The organism is Streptomyces mobaraensis NBRC 13819 = DSM 40847 (assembly GCF_017916255.1).
Taxonomy (GTDB): Bacteria; Actinomycetota; Actinomycetes; order Streptomycetales; family Streptomycetaceae; genus Streptomyces; species Streptomyces mobaraensis.
Genome location: NZ_CP072827.1, coordinates 3,867,503 through 3,886,569, shown reverse-complemented (window position 1 = coordinate 3,886,569; position 19,067 = coordinate 3,867,503). Strand labels below are relative to the sequence as shown.

Sequence of the window (19,067 nt, the reverse complement as noted above, 5' to 3'; positions counted from 1 at the left end):
CGTCACCCCGCCCGTCCGAGGGCCGCCGCGATCCTGCCCAGCTGGTCCAGCCGCCGCTCCAGCGGGGGGTGCGAGGAGAGCAGGCCGCTCAGGGTCTCCCGGGAGAGGGCCGGGGCGAACCAGAAGGCGTTGAACGGCTCGGCCTGCCGCAGGTCGCGGGTGGGGATCCGGGCGAGCTGCCCGGTGACCTTGGTGAGCGCGGACGCGAGCGCCGACGGCCGGCCGGTCAGCAGGGCGGCGGCGCGGTCGGCGGACAGCTCCCGGTAGCGCGACAGCATCCGGGTGAGCAGGAAGCTCACGGCGTAGACGACGGCGCTGACCAGCGGGACGACCACCATCAGGATGGCCGTGTTCGTGTCCCGGCCGCCCACCCTGCGCAGCCCGCCCCACAGGCCGACGCGGGTGATGATCCCGGCCAGGACGCCCAGGAAGGAGGCGATGGTCATCACCGCCACGTCGCGGTGCGCGACATGGCTCAGCTCGTGCGCCAGGACGCCTTCCAGTTCCTCGGGCTCCAGCCGGCGCAGCAGCCCGGTCGTGGCGCAGACCAGGGCGTTGTTCCGGTTGCGGCCGGTCGCGAAGGCGTTGGGGACGTCGGTGTCGGCGACGGCCACGCGCGGCTTGGGCATGTCGGCCAGGGCGCACAGCCGGTCCACCGCGCCGTGCAGTTCGGGGGCCTCGCGCGGGGTCACCTCGCGCGCCCCCATCCCGAACTCGGCGATCCGGTCGCTGAACCAGAACTGGGCGACGAACAGCCCTCCGGCCAGGATCAGCACGATCGGCCACGCCCCGCGCAGCAGCACCACCAGCACGCCGACGACCACCACGTACAGCAGGCCGATGAAGAACATCGTGCCGACCATGCGGGTGGTCAGCCCGCGGTCGGGAGCGAATCGCGTCCCTCGCGTCGTCTTCCGCACGGCGGCCTCCCAGTCCTCGCACGGCGCCCGGGAGAGCGCCCCGGAAGAGGCGCCCCGGGAGAGACCTCTCCGTCACCCCTCCGAGAGCGCCGGAAAAGACCCCTCTGACACGATTCTCCCTCTCCCGACGCCCGTTCCGCCCGTCCGCCCTCGCCCGTCCGGGGCTTACAGCCCGATGATCCGGACACGGTCGCCGCACAGCCGTGCCATGTCGTCGACGTCGGAGGTCAGCAGGGCCACCGGACCGGGCTGGCGCAGGGCCACCTCGGCGACGGTCGCGTCGATCGCGTACGTGTGGCCGTGCGACCCCGCGGCTTTCAGCAGTTCCGCCGACGCCCGCGCCGCGCTCTCGGTCACCGGCTCGACCTTGACGCGGGAGAGCATCCAGCGCAGCCGCGACATGTTCACCCGCGCGTGACTGACTTCCACGATGGTGTTCGCGCCGATGACGAAATCGGCACCCATGGCGTGGAACACCTGGAACATCGCCAGGAGCTTCCGGTCCTGCGCGATCCAGGCGGAGACCCCTTGGGAGTCCAGGACGACGGTCTCGACGTGCTCTTTCACGCCGCGCTCGCCGGCCCGCGGACGCCGGTGCCCGGCCCGTGGGCGTCCGCGCCCGGACCGTCGGCGTCCGCGCCCGGACCGTCGGCGTCCGCCGCAGGTCCGTCGGCGTCCGCCGCGCCGAAGATCCGGGAACGGGCCTCCGCCAGTTCCTCCTCCGTGAAGGCCCCGTGTTCCTCCTGGTGGTGCAGGAGATCGGCGCCGAGGAGCCGGTGCCGCAGCTGACGGGCCACCGCCTCGGCGACGTAGCCGGAGACGTTGTCGGTGATCTTCCTCAGCTCGGCGACCTGCTCGGTCGGCAGCGTCACCGTGATGCGCGTCGTGTCCGCCATAACGGCGAGCATACTGCGATATGCACACCCTCGGCCGGGTGCCGGCGCTCAGTCCAGCTGGGACAGGCCCTCGGTCGCGATGCGTTCGAAGACGGACTGGTCCGCGGCGAAGTCCGAGTCGGGGATCGGCCAGTGCAGGACGATCTCGGTGAAGCCGGCTTCCCGCTGGCGGCCCGCGAAGTCCACGAAGGCGTCGACCGAGTCGAGCATCGAGGAGCGGTCCGGGGTGAAGCCCGTGAGGAGGATCCTGTCCAGTTCGGCGGGCTTGCGGCCGGTCTCCTCGCACGCCGCGTCGAGCTTCGCCGCCTGTGCGCGCAGCGCCGCGTCCGACTGGGCGGGCGTGCCCGTCTCGTACAGCTTCGGGTCGCCCGTGGTCACCCACGCCTGCCCGTACCGCGCCGCGAGCCGCAGCCCGCGCGGTCCGGTCGCCGCGACGGCGAAGGGCAGCCGGGGGGACTGCGCGCAGCCGGGGACGTTCCGGGCCTCGACGGCCGAGTAGAAGGCGCCCTCCTGGGTGACGGCGCCCTCGGTGAGCAGCCGGTCGAGCAGCGCGACGAACTCGGCGAACCGGTCCGCCCGCTCCTTCGGCGTCCACGCCTCCTGCCCGAGCGCGGTCGCGTCGAAGCCGTTGCCGCCCGCGCCGATGCCCAGCGTGACCCGGCCGCCGGAGACGTCGTCGAGGGAGATCAGCTCCTTGGCGAGGGTCACCGGGTGGCGGAAGTTCGGGGAGGTCACGAGGGTGCCCAGGCGGAGGCGCTCGGTCGCCGTGGCGGCGGCGGTGAGGGTGGGCAGGGCGCCGAACCAGGGGCCGTCGCGGAAGGAGCGCCACGAGAGGTGGTCGTAGGTGTACGCCGCGTGGAAACCGAGCTCCTCGGCGCGCTGCCACTTCGCGCGGCCTCCCTGGTGCCAGCGGTCGACAGGGAGGATCACGGTGCTCAGGCGCAGACTCATGCGTCGGAGCCTACGTCTCGCCTCCCTGCCGCTACCACGTCCCTCGGGTTGATACAGGCCACATGCGCATCGCAGCCCAGGGGATCCCTGGCTCAAAAGCGCGCCGCCGCGCACACCCGTGCGCCGCGTGGCGTCCGGTATCCGACAATGGGAACCGTGACTTCAGCAACCGAGCAGCCCGAGACCCCGGCCGCCGGCCGGACCGCCCCGATACCCCGGCTGATCGCCACCGACCTCGACGGCACCCTGCTGCGGGACGACAAGACGGTGTCCGAGCGGACCGTGGCCGCGCTGGCCGCCGCCGAGGCGGCCGGTATCGAGGTCTTCTTCGTCACCGGGCGCCCGGCACGCTGGATGGACGTCGCGAGCGCGCATGTGCACGGCCACGGCCTGGCGATCTGCGCCAACGGCGCCGCCGTCGTGGACCTCCACGACGGCGGCCGGTTCGTCGAGGTCAGGCCGCTGGAGCGGGCGGACGCCCTGGCCGTCGTGGAGCGGCTGCGCGCCGCCGTCCCGGGCACCTCGTTCGCCGTCGAGTGCACCACGGGTTTCCACTACGAGCCGGCGTACCCGCCGTACCAGCTCGACCCGCACGCGACGGTCGGACCGGCCGAGGACTTCCTGGCCGCGGCTCCCGTCACGGGCCTGGCCGAGGCTCCTGTCACGGGAGGGGGCGGTGAACCCCGCGGGCCCATCCTCAAGCTGCTCGCCCACCACCCGGAGCTCGCCCCCGACGCGTTCCTCGCCCTGGCCCGTACCGCGGCCGGCGAGCACGGTTCGATCACCCGCTCCAGCCCCACCGCGCTGCTGGAGGTCAGCGGCCTCGGCGTCAGCAAGGCCAGCACCCTCGCCGGCTACTGCGCCGCACACGGCATCACGCCCGAGGAGGTCGTGGCCTTCGGCGACATGCCCAACGACCTGGAGATGCTCGGCTGGGCCGGCACCTCCTACGCCATGGCCAACGCCCACCCCGAGGTGCTGGCCGCCACGACGCACCGCACCGCCGCCAACAACGAGGACGGAGTGGCGGCGGTGATCGAGCGGATCGTGCGGGTGGCGTGCCGGTGAGCGCTTCGCTCGGCGTTCACCACCTATCGGTCGGTACCGTCAAGCACCGTCAGTACCAGATGGTGTGCTTCCAGATGATGTCGCGGGCCGTCGCGCCCGTGTCCAGGCCGTAGGCGGGCCGGTCCGTGACGAAGTACTCGCGGAAGCTGGACTGCGTGTCCCGGGACATCATGGTGTTGCTCTTCGTCCAGCCGCCGTCCACCTGGGACCACAGGTCGACCAGCGCGGTCGCGACGCGGGCCTCGCAGGCGTCGCCCGGGTCGATGCCGCGGGTGGAGCGGTCGTTGGCGAGGTTCAGCGAAGCGCCGTTGCCCCAGTAGTAGGTGGTGTCGCCGAAGGTGTGGAACGCCACCGCGTTGGCGTAGCCCTCGGTCCAGGCGCAGCTGGTGGACGAGGTGCGGTCGACGTAGTGCGGCGAGCAGTTGGTCACCCGCGGCCACCAGCCCCGGTAGAGCTTGCCCTGGAGGGCGTGGCCCGCCTCGTGGACGGTGGTGTGCTCGGAGTCGGGGTCGTTGTCCGCGAGGTGGATCTTGTCCTCGCCGCCGTTCCAGTACGTGCCGTCGGTGGAGCCGGGGTACCACTGGACGGTGATCGGTGAGCAGCGGCCGCCCTGCTCACTGGACGCCCAGCAGTCCGTCGTGGAACCGCGGTTCCACCACAGCTTGTTGAGGGTGTCCAGGACGTGCCACGCCCGGCTCTGCCCGGAGTTGGCGTACACGTTGCCGAGGCTGGTGCTGCGCGAGAGGTTGTTCAGCGCGTACGAGGACGTCGCGTAGAGACCGCCGTTGGCGTCGACCACCGACCACATCCGCCCGGCCTGCGTCCGGAACTCCACCCAGGCGGCGGAAGTGACGGAGGTGCTCGGGGTGTAGCAGAGGTTGAACTTGCCGTCGCCGTTGCCGGTCATCCCCGCGGCCAGCTGACGCGTGCCGCCGTCGGCGGTCGGCTTGCCCCACAGGATGACGTTGGCGTTGCTGACCGGCTCGTCCCGGTTGGCCTTGGCGTTCCAGGCGCCGCCCTCGGCGGACTGGAAGCGGTTGCGGAAGGTGCCGCCGACGCAGACCTGGGCCCCCACGGTCGGCGCGGAGGCGCCCGCGGAACGGGCGGGGGCGGGGGACTTCGGGGCGACCTTGCGCGGTTCCCGGGTGCCGGGGCCGCGGCCCGCGTCCTTGGTCGCGCGTCCCTTGGAGACCGCGACGCCCTTGCCGGTGGAGCCCTTGGTGGCGCCGACGGTCAGTTCGACCGAATCGTGCCCGGCGCGGCGCGGGTCCGGATGGTCGATGTCGCTGATGTCCGCCTGAATCTGGGCGGGTCCGGCGGCGACGGCCTTGACCTTGAGCTTTACGGTGCGGGTGCCGGGGGTCAGGGCCAGCTTCCGGCCGGTGCGCTGGCCGAAGGAGTCGGCGGTGGGCGCGGCGAGGCCGGCGTCCCTGTCGGATATTCGCAGGCCGGGCGGCAGTTGGACGGACAGCCCGGCGTTCTTGACGCTCGTCTGCGCCGTGACGTTCACCGTGAGGGTGGCCTGCTCGCCGACGGCCGGCAGGTGGTCGAGGGCGGCGGTGACGCCGAGGCAACTGGGCGGTGCCTCCGTGTGCTTGTCCGCGGAGCGGATCGTACAGGTGCCGCTCGGGGCGGCGGCCGAACCGGCCTCGGTACGCGCGGCACCCGAGGCGAACGCGGACGGCACGACGGCGGCGACGGCAAGGCAGGCGCCGACGCCCGCGAGAGCGGTCAGCGGGACGGGTCTCAGGACCCGTCTCTTGGCCCGTTTTCCGGACATGAGCAAACCTTTCCGCGGCGCTCACGATCCGGTTCCGGCCGATCGGATCCGGGTCACGCGGGCGCCGCTGTGGGGGAGTTGCGCACTGCCCTCCGGGGCGCCGGCATGATCGACCAGTGAGGGGACCACTGGCCAAAGCGGCACTCTGGGTGACAGCGGTCGGAACCATACACCATGGCCTGTGCATGGCAATGTGATAAGCGGAGGTCGTTTTTCGGCCTCAAATACGGGCGTGACCAGGCTGTTTGACGGCGTGTCGGATAAGCGGAGCGCGCGGATACGCCTGTCGAGCCACCGTCCGAAAACAGGCGCACCGGCTACACGCAGTGATCGCGGCTCTACGTCCCGCGCCCCGGCCGCCGATTCTCAAACGCCGGGCGGGCTGGAGATCCAGCCCGCCCGGCGTGTACGGAAGCGCGCGCGGCGCGCCTCAGGAACGGTGCGCCCTCACACCCCGACCCCCCGCCGCCGCAACCACTCCACCGGATCCACCGCGGACCCGAACTCCGGCGTCGTCCGCACCTCGAAGTGCAGATGAGGGCCGGTCGAGTTCCCCGTGGTCCCCGACAGCCCGATCCACTCCCCCGGTCGCACCCGCCGCCCCGGCGCCACGAACGGCGCGGCCAGGTGCGCGTACTGCGAGTACCAGCCCCCCGGATGCCGGATGACCATGCTGATGCCGAACGCGCCGCCGCAGCCGGCGGAGACCACCGTGCCCGGCCCGACCGAGCGCACGGGCGTGCCCGTGGGTACGGCGAAGTCCTGGCCGGTGTGCGTTCCGGACCAGTTCGCGCCGGAGCCGCCGTAACCGGCGGAGAGCCGGTAGCCGAGAACCGGACGCGTCCAGCCGCGGCGGGACAGGTCGCCGCCCGGCCGTTCGCCCTCGTCCGGTTCGAGCGCGTCGCGGTCGGCCGTCCGGCAGCGGCCCTCGGCCACCTCGGCGGCGGCCAGCGCGTCCAGCCGGCCGCGGGCCTCGGTCAGCCGGTCGGCCATGGCGTCCAGGGCGGTGCGCATCCGGGCGGCGTCCCGGTCCAGGACCTGCCAGGACAGGGCCGTCGCCCGCGCCTCGGCGGCGAGGGCCCGGCTCCGGTCGTCCGTCTCGCCGAGCCGCCGGGCGAGCCACTCCCGGCGTCCGGTGTCGTCCTCCTGGACGGAGAGCAGTTCCAGCGGGTCGTCCAGCAGCCGTGAACTCTCCCGGGCGGTGAAACCACCGGTGCGGTACTGCGCCCGGGCGGCGGCGCCGGCGTCCTCCCGCAGCACCCCGGAGACGAACCGGAGGCCGTTCAGCCGCTCCGCGAGCCGGTCCGCCTCCCGCCGCCGCTCCCGCGCGGCGGGCTCGGCGCGGGCGTAGCGCTCCCTGACCCGGGCTTCCTCACGGGTCAGCCGGTACACGTCCGAGGTGGCGCGGGCGAGCCGGCCCGGGGCCGCGTACGAGTCGGGCGGCCGGGAGCCGAGCACCGGCGAGACGGTGACGGCCAGCGCGCAGAGGACCAGGCAGCTCGCACGACGAAGCCGTCGCGGGGTGCGGCGGGGGGCGCGGCGGGGGTGTGGCCGACCGCCGACGCCGCCGGGGCCACCGCCGGGGCGGAACGGCGGCCGGCCGGCGCTGCGGGTGGCGGACGGCTGCCGGTCGGCGCCATGGGTGGCGAGTGGCTGCCGGTCGCCACCCATGCGGGACCGTTCCCGGTCGCCGTCGCGAAGGCCGAACGGCTGCCGGTCGGCGCGGCGGATGTCAGACGGCTGCCGGTCACCGCCGGGGCGGGACCGCTCCTGGTCACCGTCACGAAGGCCGAACGACTGCCGGTCACCATCGCGAACGCCGAACGACTGCCGGTCGGCGCGGCGGGCGGCGGACGGCTGCCGGTCGCCACCCGTGCGGGACCGTTCCCGGTCGCCGTCGGCGGGGGAAGGACCCCGGCCTCCGCCGACCGGGGACGGCCGCTCGTCACCTGCCGGGGACGACTGACCGCCGCCGACCGGGGACGACCACTCGTCACCTGCCGGGGACGACCGCCCGTCACCTGCCGGGAACGGCTGACCGCCGCCGGCGGAGGGAGGCCGCCGGCCGCCGCCGGTATGGGAACGCTGAAGTCGGCGCATGGACGCGATCGTGACCCGGGACCCGGTGCCTCCGCTTCCGCAGGGGGACCGATCAGGCGACGCCCGTACGGGCCCGGGGTCCCGTACGGCGGACACCGCGGACCCCACCCCGCCGCCCCCTTGAAGCCCCCTTGAAGCCCCCTTAAAGCGGCGCCTCCCACACCACCCCCGTCCCTCCGCCTCCCTCCCCCAGCCCCGGGCCGCACACGCACGAGCCCCCCAGCGACTCCGCCCGTTTGGCGAGGTTCCGCAGGCCGCTGCGGCGGCCGCCTTCCGGGAGGCCGACGCCGTCGTCGGCGACGGTGAGGCGGACGGCGTCGCGGCCGTCCGGCAGGCGGGCCGTCGCGTCGACGACGACCTCGATGCGCGAGGCGTGCGCGTGCCGGAAGGCGTTGGACAGCGCTTCCCGCAGCGCGGCGATGAGGTTCTTGCCCGTACCCTCGCCGACCAGCGCGTCGACCGGGCCGACGAAGTTCACGGACGGCTGGAAGCCCAGCGGGACGGCGGCCGTGCCGATCTCCCGCAGCACACGGGTCCGCAGTCCGGCGGGCGCCTCGGCCGGGCCCTGCTGGAGGGCGAAGATCGCCGTCCGGATCTCCTGAATGGTCCGGTCCAGCTCGTCCACGGCCTGCCCGACGGTCGTCCGCACCTCCGGCACCACGGCCCTGCGCTGCGCGCTCTCCAGCAGCAGGCCGGTGGCGAACAGCCGCTGGATGACGAGGTCGTGCAGGTCGCGGGCGATCCGGTCGCGGTCCTCGTAGACGGCGAGCCGTTCCCGGTCGCGCTGTGCCTCGGCGAGGACGAGGGCGAGCGCGGCCTGGGCGGCGAACTGCGCGGCCAGGGTGCGTTCGGTGGCCGTGTACCGCCGGGCGCCCCGGCGGCGTGGGATCGCCAGGGTGCCGAGCACCCGCCCGCCGCTCCGCAGCGGCAGCAGCATGCTCGGGCCGAAGCGCGGCGCCACCGCCGTGATCATGCGGGGGTCGGTGGCGGAGTCGTCGATGAACACCGGCTCGCCGGCGAGGAGCTGGGACACCACGGGGCTATGCGGCGGCATCACCGTTCCCAGCAGCCCCGTCGGATCGTCGGCGGAGACGACCACTATCTCCAGCCCGCCCTCGCCGTCCGGCAGCAGCACGATCCCCGCGTCCGCCTCCGCGAGCCGGCGGGCCTGCTCGGCGACGACGGCGAGGGCGTCCTCGGCGTCGCCGCCGGAGAGCAGCGCGGTGGTGACGGCGACCGAGCCGTCGATCCAGCGCATCCGCTGCCGGCCCTGCTCATAGACCCGCGCGTTCCCGATCGCGATGCCCGCCTCCGTGGCGAGGATCTTCACCATGTGCAGGTCGGCGACGCCGAACACGCCACCGCCGAGCTTCCCGGCCAGGTAGAGGTTGCCGAACACCTCGCCCTGCACGCGGATCGGGACGGCGAGGACGTCGCCCGGCGTGCCCTCCGGAACACCGTCCGCCGCGCGGCGGCCCGCGTGGCGCAGCAGGGCGTCGAGCACCTCGCGGTCGGCGGAGGGTTCGCCGTCGCGAACCTCGTCGTCGGCGGTGTCCGCGTCGGGGACGCCGTAGGTGACGAAGTCGGCCAGGCCCTCGCCGGACGGGTCGGCCGCGCCGTTGACGGCGATGGCCGCGTACCGGGCGCCGGCGAGCTCGGCGGCGGTCCGGGCGATCCGGTCGAGGGTGGAGTGCAGTTCCAGGCCCGTGCCCACCGACCGCATGGCCTCCAGGAGCTGCGGGACCCGGCCGGTGAGTTCGGTGGACATGCCCTGGAGGCCGCGGGTGGCCTCCGTGGCGACGGCCACCGGGTCCATCGGCCCGTACGGCGGCGCCGGGTGCGGGATGCCGTGGGATTCCCGGGTGTCGTGGGATTCCTGGGGAGCGGGTTCCTCGGCGGGTTCCCCGGCGGCGGGTTCCTCGGTGGCGGGTTCCTCGGTGGCGGGCATGAACAGAGCCTAATAAGTACCTTTTGCCAGGGAAAGCGGCGGATGCACCATGTCGTGCTCGGCCCGCTCCCGCTCCAGCATCGAACGGAACGTTCCGTCCGCCTCCGCCAGTTCCCGGTACGGACCCCGCTCCACGATCCGGCCGCCGTCCAGGACGATCACCTCGTCCACCGCCTCCAGCCCCGCCAGCCGATGCGTGATCAGTACCGTGGTCCGGCCCTCCGTCGCCGCCAGCAGGTCCGCGGTGAGCGCGTCGGCCGTCGCCAGGTCGAGGTGTTCGGCCGGCTCGTCCAGCACCAGCACGGGGAAGTCGGCGAGCAGCGCCCGGGCCAGCGCCAGCCGCTGCCGCTGCCCGCCGGAGAGCCGGGCGCCGTGCTCGCCGACCGGCGTGTCGAGCCCCTGGGGCAGCGAGTCCACCCACTCCAGCAGGCGCGCGTCGGCCAGCGCCCGGCGCAGGTGCGCGTCGTTCGCGCCGGGGCGCGCGAGGCGCAGGTTCTCGCGGAGAGAGCTGTCGAAGAGGTGCGCGTCCTGGGCGCACAACCCCACCAGCCGCCGCACCCCGTCGCCGTCCATCCGCGACGCGTCGCGGCCCGCGAGCGTGTACGCGCCCGACGTGACGTCCAGGAAGCGCAGCAGCACCTGGGCGAGCGTCGTCTTGCCCGCCCCCGACCGACCGACGACGGCCACCCGCCGCCCGGCGGCCAGCTCCAGGTCGAGGCCCTTCAGGGCGGGGGCGGTGCTGCCGGGGTACGTCGCGGTGACCCCGGTCAGCCGCAGCGGGAAGGGGGACGGAGGGGCCGCTTCCGTCCCGTCGCGCACCGGCTCCGGCGCGTCCAGCACCTCGTACACCCGCTCCGCGGACCGGCGGACGCGCTGCCGGTGCTGCACGGCGAGCGGCAGCCCCGTCACCGCCTCGAACGCGGCGAGCGGCAGCAGGACGACGACGGCCAGCCGGACGCCGTCGAGGCGCCCGTCGTGCACGGCCGCCACACCCGCCCAGGCCGCGCCCGCCACGGTGAGCCCGCAGGCCAGGGCCGTCAGCCCGGCCCCGAGCGCGGTGGCGGCGGAGGCCCGGCGGGCGATGGCCGTGAGGACGCCGTCCGCCCGGCGCAGCCGCGCCAGCCGGGCGGGCAGGGCGCCCGCGACCGTCAGTTCGGCCGTACCGGCCAGCAGGTCGACGACGTGCGCGGACAGCTCGCCGCGCGCCGGCGCCAGCCGCCGCTCCGCGTGGCGCGCCACGGCCGCCGACAGCAGCGGCACGGCGACCCCCGCCGCGAGCAGACCGGCGGCGAGCACCGCGCCCGCCTCCGGCAGCAGCCAGGTGGTGAGACCCACGGAGGCCGCGCCGACGAGGACGGCCGAACCGAGGGGCAGCAGCCAGCGCAGGAAGTAGTCCTGGAGCGCGTCCACGTCGGAGACCAGCCGGGACAGCAGATCGCCGCGGCGGACGTCCCGCAGTCCGGCGGGCGCCAGCCGCTCCAGCCGCCGGTAGACGGAGACCCGCAGGCCGGCGAGGGCGCGCAGCACGGCGTCGTGCGAGACCAGGCGTTCCGCGTAGCGGAAGACGGAACGGCCGATGCCGAAGGCGCGGGTCGCGGTGACGGCGACCATCAGGTAGAGGACGGGCGGCTGTTGCGAGGCGCGTGAGATCAGCCAGCCGGAGACCGCCATCAGGCCGGTCGCGCTACCGAGGGCCAGGCTGCCGAGGAGCAGGGCGAGCAGGAAGCGGGACCGGAAGGGGCGGCCCTCGGCGCGGATTCGGGCAAGGGGTGAGGTGGTTGGGGGAAGTGCGGGTGGTGGGGTGGGGGCCGAGGTCGGGGCTACGGCGGAGGCGGCGGTCCGAAGCGGGGGCGGGAGCGGAGAAACGTTCTCGGCCGACTCCTCGCGGACGGTCCGGCCCTCGCGGACGGTCGAGCCCTCGCGGACGATCGAGCCCTCGCGGACGATCGGGCCCTCGTGAACGGCCGAGCCGTCACGGACAGCCGAGCCCTCGTCAATGGCCGAACTCCTCTGCGCCACCGCGCCCGCCCGCCCGGCGCGCTTCGCGACCTCTCCCCCCGCATCGTCGCGCTCCGCGACGCCGCGCTCCAGCCGCACCACCCGGTCCGCCACCGCCAGCAGCGCGGGCCGGTGGACGACCAGCAGCACCGTCCGGCCGGCGGCGAGGCGGCGGACGGCCTCGACGACGGCCGCCTCCGTCTCGCCGTCGAGGTTCGCGGTCGGCTCGTCGAGGAGCAGGACGGGCCGGTCGGCGAGGAACGCCCGGGCCAGCGCGAGCCGTTGGCGCTGACCGGCCGACAGGCCGGCGCCGTCCTCGCCGAGGCGAGTGTCAGTGCCGTGGTGCAGCATGGAGACGAAGTCGAGGGCACCGGCCGCACGGAGTGCTTCGCGCACCTGTGCGTCGGTGGCGTCCGGCCGCGCCAGCCGGACGTTCTCGGCGATCGTGCCGGCGAAGAGATGGGGCCGTTGCGGGACCCAGGCCACCTGGTCCCGCCAGCTTTCGGGGGAGAGCGATGACAGATCCGTACCGCCGACCGACACCCGCCCGCTCGTGGGGCGGGCGAAGCCCAGGAGCACGTTCAGCAGGGTCGACTTGCCGACGCCGCTGGGGCCCGTCAGGGCCACCGTCTCCCCGGGCCGCACCTCGAACGAGGTCTCGGCCAGGGAGGGCCGGTCCCGGCCGGGGTGCCGGACCACCAGCCGGTCGACGGTGAGCACGGCGCCGCGGGCGTCGGGTGCCGGCCGGGTGCCCGCCGCGGGCGGCGCGGTCTCCAGTACGGCGAAGACCCGGTCCGCGGCGGCCAGTCCCTCCGCCGCCGCGTGGTAGTGGGTGCCCACCTGGCGCAGCGGGAGGTACGCCTCCGGGGCGAGGACGAGCACCAACAGGCCGGTGTAGAGGTCGAGTTCGCCGTGGACGAGCCGCATGCCGATGCCGACCGCGACCAGGGCGACCGAGACGGTGGAGAGCAGTTCCAGGGCGAACGAGGAGAGGAAGGCGATGCGCAGGGTGCGCAGCGTGGCGCGCCGGTAGTCGGAGGTGATCGCGCGGATCGACGCGGCCTGGGCCTTGGCCCGGCCGAAGACCTTGAGCGTGGGCAGCCCGGCGACGACGTCGAGGAAGTGTCCGGAGAGGCGTTCCAGCAGACGCCACTGCCGGTCCATCCGGGACTGGGTGACCCAGCCGATCAGGGCCATGAACAGCGGGACGAGGGGGAGGGTGAGGACGATGATCAGGGCCGAGACCCAGTCGGCGCCGGCGATACGGGCGACGACGGCGACGGGCACCACGGCCGCGAGGCCGAGCTGGGGGAGGTAGCGGGCGAAGTAGTCGTCCAGCGCGTCGACGCCCCGGGTGGCCAGGGTGGTCAGCTCGCCCGTGTTCACCGCGCCGGGGCCGAGCCGGGCGGCGTGGCCGAGCAGCCGGGTGCGCAGCCGGGACTTGACGGCGGCGCTCGCCCGGTGCGCGGCCAGCTCGGTGAGCCAGGCGACCAGGGCCCGGCCGGCCGCGGTCGCGGCCAGCAGGGCGAGGGGCACGCCCAGGTCGCCGGGCGAGCGGCCGTGCCGGAAGGCGCCCGTGACGGTGTCCGCGATCAGCATGGCCTGGGCGATGACCAGGCCCGCCCCGACGAGCCCGAGCAGCACCGAGGCGGCCAGGAAGCGGCGGGTCGCTGACGCGTGGCGGAGGAGGCGGGGGTCGACGGGCTTCATGGGCTGCCGGTCCACTGGTGCTCTAGTGCGCCGCGGGGATGTGCTGGGTGCCGATCCGCTTGCGGAACACCCAGTACGTCCACGCCTGGTAGGCCACGACCACGGGGGTCATGAAGCCCGCGACCCACGTCATGATCTTCAACGTGTAGGGGCTGGAGGCGGCGTTGGTGACGGTGAGGCTCCACCGGGCGTCGGTGGAGGAGGGCATGACGTCCGGGAAGAGGGCGAGGAAGACCATGGCGAAGGCGGCCACGACGGTCAGGCCGGACAGGGCGAACGCCCAGCCCTCCCGGCCGAGCCGGTTCAGCACCAGCGCGGCGGCCAGGGCCGCGACGGCCACGACGAGCGCGGGCAGGCTGCGACCGTTGCCCGACTCGGCCTGGGTCCAGGCCAGGAAGGCCACCGCGAGGGCGCCCGCGACCAGACCGGACACACCGGCGAAGGTCCGCGCCCGGTGCCGGATGTCGCCGACCGTCTTCAGCGCGGCGAACAGCGCCCCGTGGAAGGTGAAGAGGACGAGTGTGAAGAGGCCGCCGAGCAGGGCGTAAGGGCTCAGCAGGTCGAGCGGGCCGCCCGAGTAGTTCTTGTCGGGACCGATCGGCACTCCGCGCACGATGTTGGCGAAGGCGACACCCCAGAGGAAGGCGGGAATCAACGAGCACCAGAAGATGGCGTGTTCCCAGTTGCGCTGCCAGCGCTCACCGGTGCGCTTGTGGCGGTACTCGAAGGCGACGCCGCGCACGATCAGGCAGACCAGGACGGCGAGCAGCGGCAGGTAGAAGCCGCTGAAGAGGGTGGCGTACCAGTCGGGGAAGGCCGCGAAGGTGGCGCCCGCCGCGGTGATCAGCCACACCTCGTTGGCGTCCCAGACGGGGCCGATGGTGTTGATCAGGACGCGCCGCTCGGCGCGGTCCCCGGCCAGCGCCTTGGTGAGCACGCCGATGCCGAAGTCGAAGCCCTCGAGGAAGAAGTAGCCGATCCACAGGACGGCGATCAGCAGGAACCAGAAGTCGTGGAGGTGCATGGTCGGTTCTCCGTTCTCCGCCGGCCGCGTCAGTAGGCGAAGGTCATCGGCTTGTCGGCTTCCTCGGCGGCCTCGCCCGCGCCGGGCCCGCCGGACGGGAACCGCAGCCGGGGGTCCTTGGCCGGGGGCTTCTCGTCCGTGTCGGGCCCGGCCTTGGCGTACTTGGTGAGGAGCTTGACCTCGACCACGGCGAGCACCGCGTACAGCGCGGTGAAGACCGCCATGGAGGTGAGCACCTCGCCCTGGCCGACGCCCGGCGACACCGCGTCGCCGGTCTTCATCAGGCCGTAGACGGCCCAGGGCTGGCGGCCCATCTCGGTGAAGATCCAGCCGAAGGAGTTGGCGATCAGCGGGAAGCCCATGGTCAGGATGCCGATCCGCCAGGACCACTTGGTGAGGAAGGGGTTCATCTCGCGGCGCTTGGTGAGCATCAGCCGCGGGATCTCGTCCTCGCCGGAGCGGTACTCGGGGGCCAGCCAGAACTTCTTGCGCGTGGTCCAGAGCCCGACGAGACCGGCGACGAAGGATGTCATCCCGAACCCGATCATGAGGCGGAAGCCCCAGAAGGTCATGAAGATGCTGGGGATGTAGTCGTCCGGACTGCCGCCGTAGAGCGCCGCCTCCTTGGCGGCGGTGTCCTTGATGCCGGGGACGGTCTCGGTGAAGTTGTTGTGGGCGAGGAAGGAGAGCAGACCGGGTATCTCGATCTCGACACTGTTGTGCCCCTTGGACACATCGCCGACCGCGAAGACCGAGAAGGGCGCGGGCGACTGGCTCTCCCACAGGGCCTCGGCGGCGGCCATCTTCATCGGCTGCTGTTCGAACATGACCTTGCCCAGCTCGTCACCGCTGATCGCGGTGCCCATGCCGGCGATCACGGCCACGACGAGCCCGACGCGGAGCGAGGCGAGCATGGCGGGGAGCTGCTTGCGCTGCTTCTCGCCGAGCTCCTCGCCCTTGATCCGCTTGCGCTTGGCCCGCCAGAGGTGGAACGAGGAGATGCCGACGATGAAGGCGGCACCGGTGAGGAACGCGGCGGTCAGGGTGTGGAAGACGACGACCAGGGTGGTGTTCTGGGTGAGCACGGCCCAGATGTCGGTGAGCCGGGCCTTCCCCGTCGCCTTGTCGACCGCGTAGCCGATGGGGTGCTGCATCCAGGAGTTGGCGGCCAGGATGAAGTACGAGGACAGGACCGTGCCGAGGGCGACGATCCAGATACAGGCGCAGTGGATCTTCTTGGGCAGCTTGTCCCAGCCGAAGATCCACAGCCCGATGAAGGTGGACTCGAAGAAGAACGCCAGCAGCGCCTCCATCGCGAGCGGCGCCCCGAAGACGTCACCGACGAAGCGGGAGTAGTCCGACCAGTTCATGCCGAACTGGAACTCCTGCACGATGCCGGTGACCACCCCCATCGCGATGTTGATCAGGAAGAGCTTCCCCCAGAACTTGGTGGCGTGGAAGTACTTCTCCTTGCCCGTGCGGACCCAGGCCGTCTCCAGACCCGCGGTGATCGCCGCCAGGCTGATCGTGAGGGGGACGAAGAGGAAGTGATAGACGGTCGTGATACCGAACTGCCAACGCGCCAGCGTCTCCGGCGCCAGAGCCAGATTCACTCGGTCCCTCCTTGCGTCTTGCGTCACCGGCACCCCGTGCCGGCGCTTCACCGACGCTCCCCGTCGGCGTTTCGCCCCACTATGACCGGGTGAAAGGCCACATAAAGGGCGAGCTTGTGAACGCGTTCACATTCACAAGCAATTATGGCGCATGGGATTTTCGGTCAAGCACGGGGGTACCCCCTTCGGCTCTTGCGCTCGGTGACCGGAGCTCCCCAGACTGCGGATCCCACCCCGGAAGCCCCGGAAGTCCCAGCAGGTCCGGCAGGCCCGGCAGGCCGAGCGACCACGGCAGCACGCGCAAAAGCGCCGCGCACCCCCGGGAAGGGGTACGCGGCGCCTGGTCCGTCGAGTGCGGCCGCCGCCTAGAGCGACATCTCCTTGCGGAACTCCCCCGCCACCCGCAGGAAGATCGTGTTGGCGTCGGTCTCGCCGATCGTGATCCGCACCCCGTCCGGCGCGAACGGCCGCACGATCACCCCGGCCCGCTCACAGGCCGCCGCGAACGCCTCGGTGTGCTCGCCCAGCCGCAGCCAGACGAAGTTCGCCTGGGTGTCCGACAGCGGCCACCCCTGCGCCAGCAGCCCCTCGACCACCCGGGCCCGCTCGGCCACCAGCGCGTCCACCCGCTCCCAGAGTTCCTTCTCGCTGCGCAGCGAGAGAACGGCCGCCTCCTGCGCCACCTGCGTCACACCGAACGGCACCGCGGTCTTCCGCAGCGCCGCCGCGACCGGCTCGTGCGCGATGGCGAAGCCGACCCGCAGTCCGGCGAGCCCGTACGCCTTGGAGAAGGTCCGCAGCACGCAGACGTTGGGGCGGGTCCGGTAGAGGTCGATGCCGTTGGGCACGTCCGCGTCCCGGATGAACTCGATGTACGCCTCGTCCAGCACCACCAGGACGTCGGAGGGCACCCGGTCCAGGAAGGCTTCCAGCTCCGCGGTGTGCACCACCGTGCCGGTGGGGTTGTTGGGGTTGCAGACGAAGATCAGCCGGGTCCGCTCGGTGATCGCGGCGGCCATCGCGTCCAGGTCGTGCCGGTCGTCCTCGGTCAGCGCGACCGGCACCGGGGTGGCACCGGCCACCTGGACGACGATCGGGTACGCCTCGAACGAGCGCCAGGGGAAGATCACTTCATCGCCGGGGCCGGCCGTGGCCTGGACGAGCTGCTGGGCGACGCCGACCGAGCCGGTGCCGGTCGCCAGGTGGGAGATCGGCACGTCGAAGCGGTCCGCGAGCTCGGCCATCAGTCCGGCGCAGGCCATGTCCGGGTAGCGGTTGAGCTGCCCGACGGCCGCCACCGCGCCCTCCAGCACCCCGGGCAGCGGCGGGTACGGGTTCTCGTTGGCGGACAGCTTGTAGGCGACCGGTCCGTCCTTGGCGGCCGGGCGGCCGGGCTTGTAGGTGGGGACGTCGTCCAGGGCCGGACGCAGCCTGGGGGTCTTCTCGGTCACCGCGGGTCCTCCTCCGCATCCCGTGCGCATCCGGCCACCCGGGAATCCGCACTCGTCAGCACACGTCAGCACACGCGGCCACGGGGGCGCGTGACCCGGCGCACAGGCCGGCAGCGCCCACGTGGCACCGCCGCGTGCACGTGAATACTGCACACCTTATGAGGATTGCCCCGGGTGGCGTCCAGACTTCCGGGCGCGCCAGTCCGACGATCGTGCGCCGTGGCGAGCGCCCTGGCGCGCATCCCCCGTGAAGGTGAGTTGAGACCTCTTCGAGACCTGGCACCTTCATCAGACGTAGATATGCCAGGGGCCAACGGTTCACTGTGAGCCGGGACAACTGCCTGTACTTCCATGGTCATTGAGCCCGTTCCGGCATGCAGAAACGTACCTGTCAACTCCAAAATGCGGGCCCCCGACCGGGCACCGGCCGAGCCCTACTATCGGCTCGCCATGACAGCAGCAGGGAAGCACCAGGTGAGCCGGACGGAGACCGCCCGGCGGGGCACCCGGCAGGGACGGGCGGGCATCCGTGATGTGGCCGCCGCCGCCGGTGTCTCGATCACGACCGTCTCCGACGCGCTCAACGGCAAGGGCCGGCTGCCGGACGCGACCCGCCGCCACGTCCGCGAGGTGGCCGACCGGCTGGGCTACCGGCCCTCCGCGGCCGCCCGCACCCTCCGTACGGGCAAATCGGGCCTCATCGGTCTGACCGTGACCACCTACGGGGATGAACCTTTCACCTTCACCGAGTTCGCCTACTTCGCCGAGATGGCCAGGGCCGCCACCTCCGCCGCGCTCGCCCGCGGCTACGCCCTGGTGATCCTCCCGGCGACGTCACGGCACGACGTCTGGTCCAACGTGGCCCTGGACGGCACCGTGGTGATCGACCCGTCCGACCACGACCCCGTCGTCTCGGAGCTGGTCCGGCAGGGCATCCCCGTCGTCTCCGACGGCCGTCCCGCCGGCTCGCTGCCCGTGACGGCCTGGGTGGACAACGACCACGAGGCCGCCGTCCTGGGCATCCTGGACCACCTCGCCGCCGCCGGCGCCCGCCGCATCGGGCTGCTCACCGGCACGTCCACCGACACCTACACCCGTCTCTCCACCCACGCCTACCTGGACTGGTGCGAGCGGAGCGGACAGGACCCGGTGTACGAGGAGTACCCCGCGCACGACCCGTGCGCCGGCGCGGTCGCGGCCGACCGGCTGCTCGCCCGCCCGGACCGCCCCGACGCCGTGTACGGCCTCTTCGACCCCAACGGCACCGACCTGCTGGCCGCAGCCCGCCGCTACGGCCTCCGGGTCCCCGACGACCTGCTGCTCGTCTGCTGCAGCGAGTCCACGGTCTACGCCACCACCGAACCGCCGATCACCACCCTGTCGCTCAAGCCGCGGCGGATCGGCACGGCGGTGGTGCAGCTGCTGATCGACGCGATCGAGGGGCTGGACCACGGGCGGCCGGTGGAGCAGGTCATATCCACCGAGTTGATCATTCGGACCTCGTCGGAGCGCCGGCCGCCGCGCGGCACGGTGGGCGCGCCGCGCGGGCCGGGCGAGAGCTGATCCGCCCGCGTCGGGCAGGCGGCCGGACCGTCCCTCGCGGCGAGG

Annotated in this window: 12 protein-coding genes and 1 pseudogene; 2 read left to right on the top strand and 11 right to left on the bottom strand. The window is 73.1% G+C overall.

The window, feature by feature from the left end; all coding sequences use genetic code 11:
• Nucleotides 1-2: 2 nt before the first annotated feature.
• The 4 genes and pseudogenes from htpX to J7W19_RS16570 form a co-directional block, all read right to left on the bottom strand.
• Nucleotides 3-920 carry a zinc metalloprotease HtpX gene (htpX, locus tag J7W19_RS16585; protein WP_040891420.1) on the bottom strand — a complete coding sequence of 306 codons (918 nt, stop codon included), beginning with the start codon at nt 918-920 and terminating at the stop codon, nt 3-5.
• 165 nt (nt 921-1,085) lie between these two features.
• Entirely contained in the window at nt 1,086-1,487 is a 402-nt protein-coding gene (locus J7W19_RS16580; protein ID WP_004950182.1) for a hypothetical protein, read from the bottom strand.
• A gap of 83 nt (nt 1,488-1,570) precedes the next feature.
• A pseudogene (locus J7W19_RS16575) lies at nt 1,571-1,816 on the bottom strand (hypothetical protein); the annotation flags it as partial.
• Between the two features lie 48 nt (nt 1,817-1,864).
• The gene (locus tag J7W19_RS16570) at nt 1,865-2,767 is read right to left on the bottom strand and encodes an LLM class flavin-dependent oxidoreductase (RefSeq protein WP_004950185.1); all 903 of its coding nucleotides are present in this window, start codon (nt 2,765-2,767) and stop codon (nt 1,865-1,867) included.
• A gap of 147 nt (nt 2,768-2,914) precedes the next feature.
• Here J7W19_RS16570 and J7W19_RS16565 point away from each other — a divergent pair, with 147 nt between their 5' ends.
• A complete protein-coding gene (locus J7W19_RS16565) occupies nt 2,915-3,835 on the top strand; it encodes an HAD family hydrolase (RefSeq protein ID WP_040891423.1) in 921 nt (306 codons plus the stop codon).
• Nucleotides 3,836-3,884: 49 nt separating this feature from the next.
• On the opposite strand, the gene J7W19_RS16560 is transcribed toward J7W19_RS16565, so the two are convergent.
• The 7 genes from J7W19_RS16560 to hisC form a co-directional block, all read right to left on the bottom strand.
• The gene (locus J7W19_RS16560) at nt 3,885-5,615 is read right to left on the bottom strand and encodes a hypothetical protein (protein ID WP_004950189.1); all 1,731 of its coding nucleotides are present in this window, start codon (nt 5,613-5,615) and stop codon (nt 3,885-3,887) included.
• A gap of 447 nt (nt 5,616-6,062) precedes the next feature.
• Nucleotides 6,063-7,715, bottom strand: coding sequence for a peptidoglycan DD-metalloendopeptidase family protein (locus tag J7W19_RS33670; protein ID WP_106429698.1), 1,653 nt, complete (start codon nt 7,713-7,715; stop codon nt 6,063-6,065).
• A 142-nt stretch (nt 7,716-7,857) separates the two neighbouring features.
• The gene (locus J7W19_RS16550) at nt 7,858-9,531 is read right to left on the bottom strand and encodes a GAF domain-containing sensor histidine kinase (RefSeq protein ID WP_040891437.1); all 1,674 of its coding nucleotides are present in this window, start codon (nt 9,529-9,531) and stop codon (nt 7,858-7,860) included.
• A gap of 141 nt (nt 9,532-9,672) precedes the next feature.
• Entirely contained in the window at nt 9,673-13,371 is a 3,699-nt protein-coding gene (cydD, locus tag J7W19_RS16545) for a thiol reductant ABC exporter subunit CydD (protein ID WP_210455342.1), read from the bottom strand.
• Between the two features lie 22 nt (nt 13,372-13,393).
• The gene (cydB, locus tag J7W19_RS16540; protein ID WP_004948315.1) at nt 13,394-14,395 is read right to left on the bottom strand and encodes a cytochrome d ubiquinol oxidase subunit II; all 1,002 of its coding nucleotides are present in this window, start codon (nt 14,393-14,395) and stop codon (nt 13,394-13,396) included.
• Between the two features lie 29 nt (nt 14,396-14,424).
• Nucleotides 14,425-16,008: a cytochrome ubiquinol oxidase subunit I gene (locus J7W19_RS16535; protein ID WP_004948317.1), complete on the bottom strand. Its 1,584-nt coding sequence runs from the start codon at nt 16,006-16,008 to the stop codon at nt 14,425-14,427.
• Between the two features lie 365 nt (nt 16,009-16,373).
• Entirely contained in the window at nt 16,374-17,489 is a 1,116-nt protein-coding gene (gene hisC, locus J7W19_RS16530) for a histidinol-phosphate transaminase (protein WP_411848838.1), read from the bottom strand.
• A 420-nt stretch (nt 17,490-17,909) separates the two neighbouring features.
• Here hisC and J7W19_RS16525 point away from each other — a divergent pair, with 420 nt between their 5' ends.
• Nucleotides 17,910-19,022: a LacI family DNA-binding transcriptional regulator gene (locus J7W19_RS16525; protein WP_040890846.1), complete on the top strand. Its 1,113-nt coding sequence runs from the start codon at nt 17,910-17,912 to the stop codon at nt 19,020-19,022.
• The last annotated feature ends 45 nt before the right edge of the window (nt 19,023-19,067 follow it).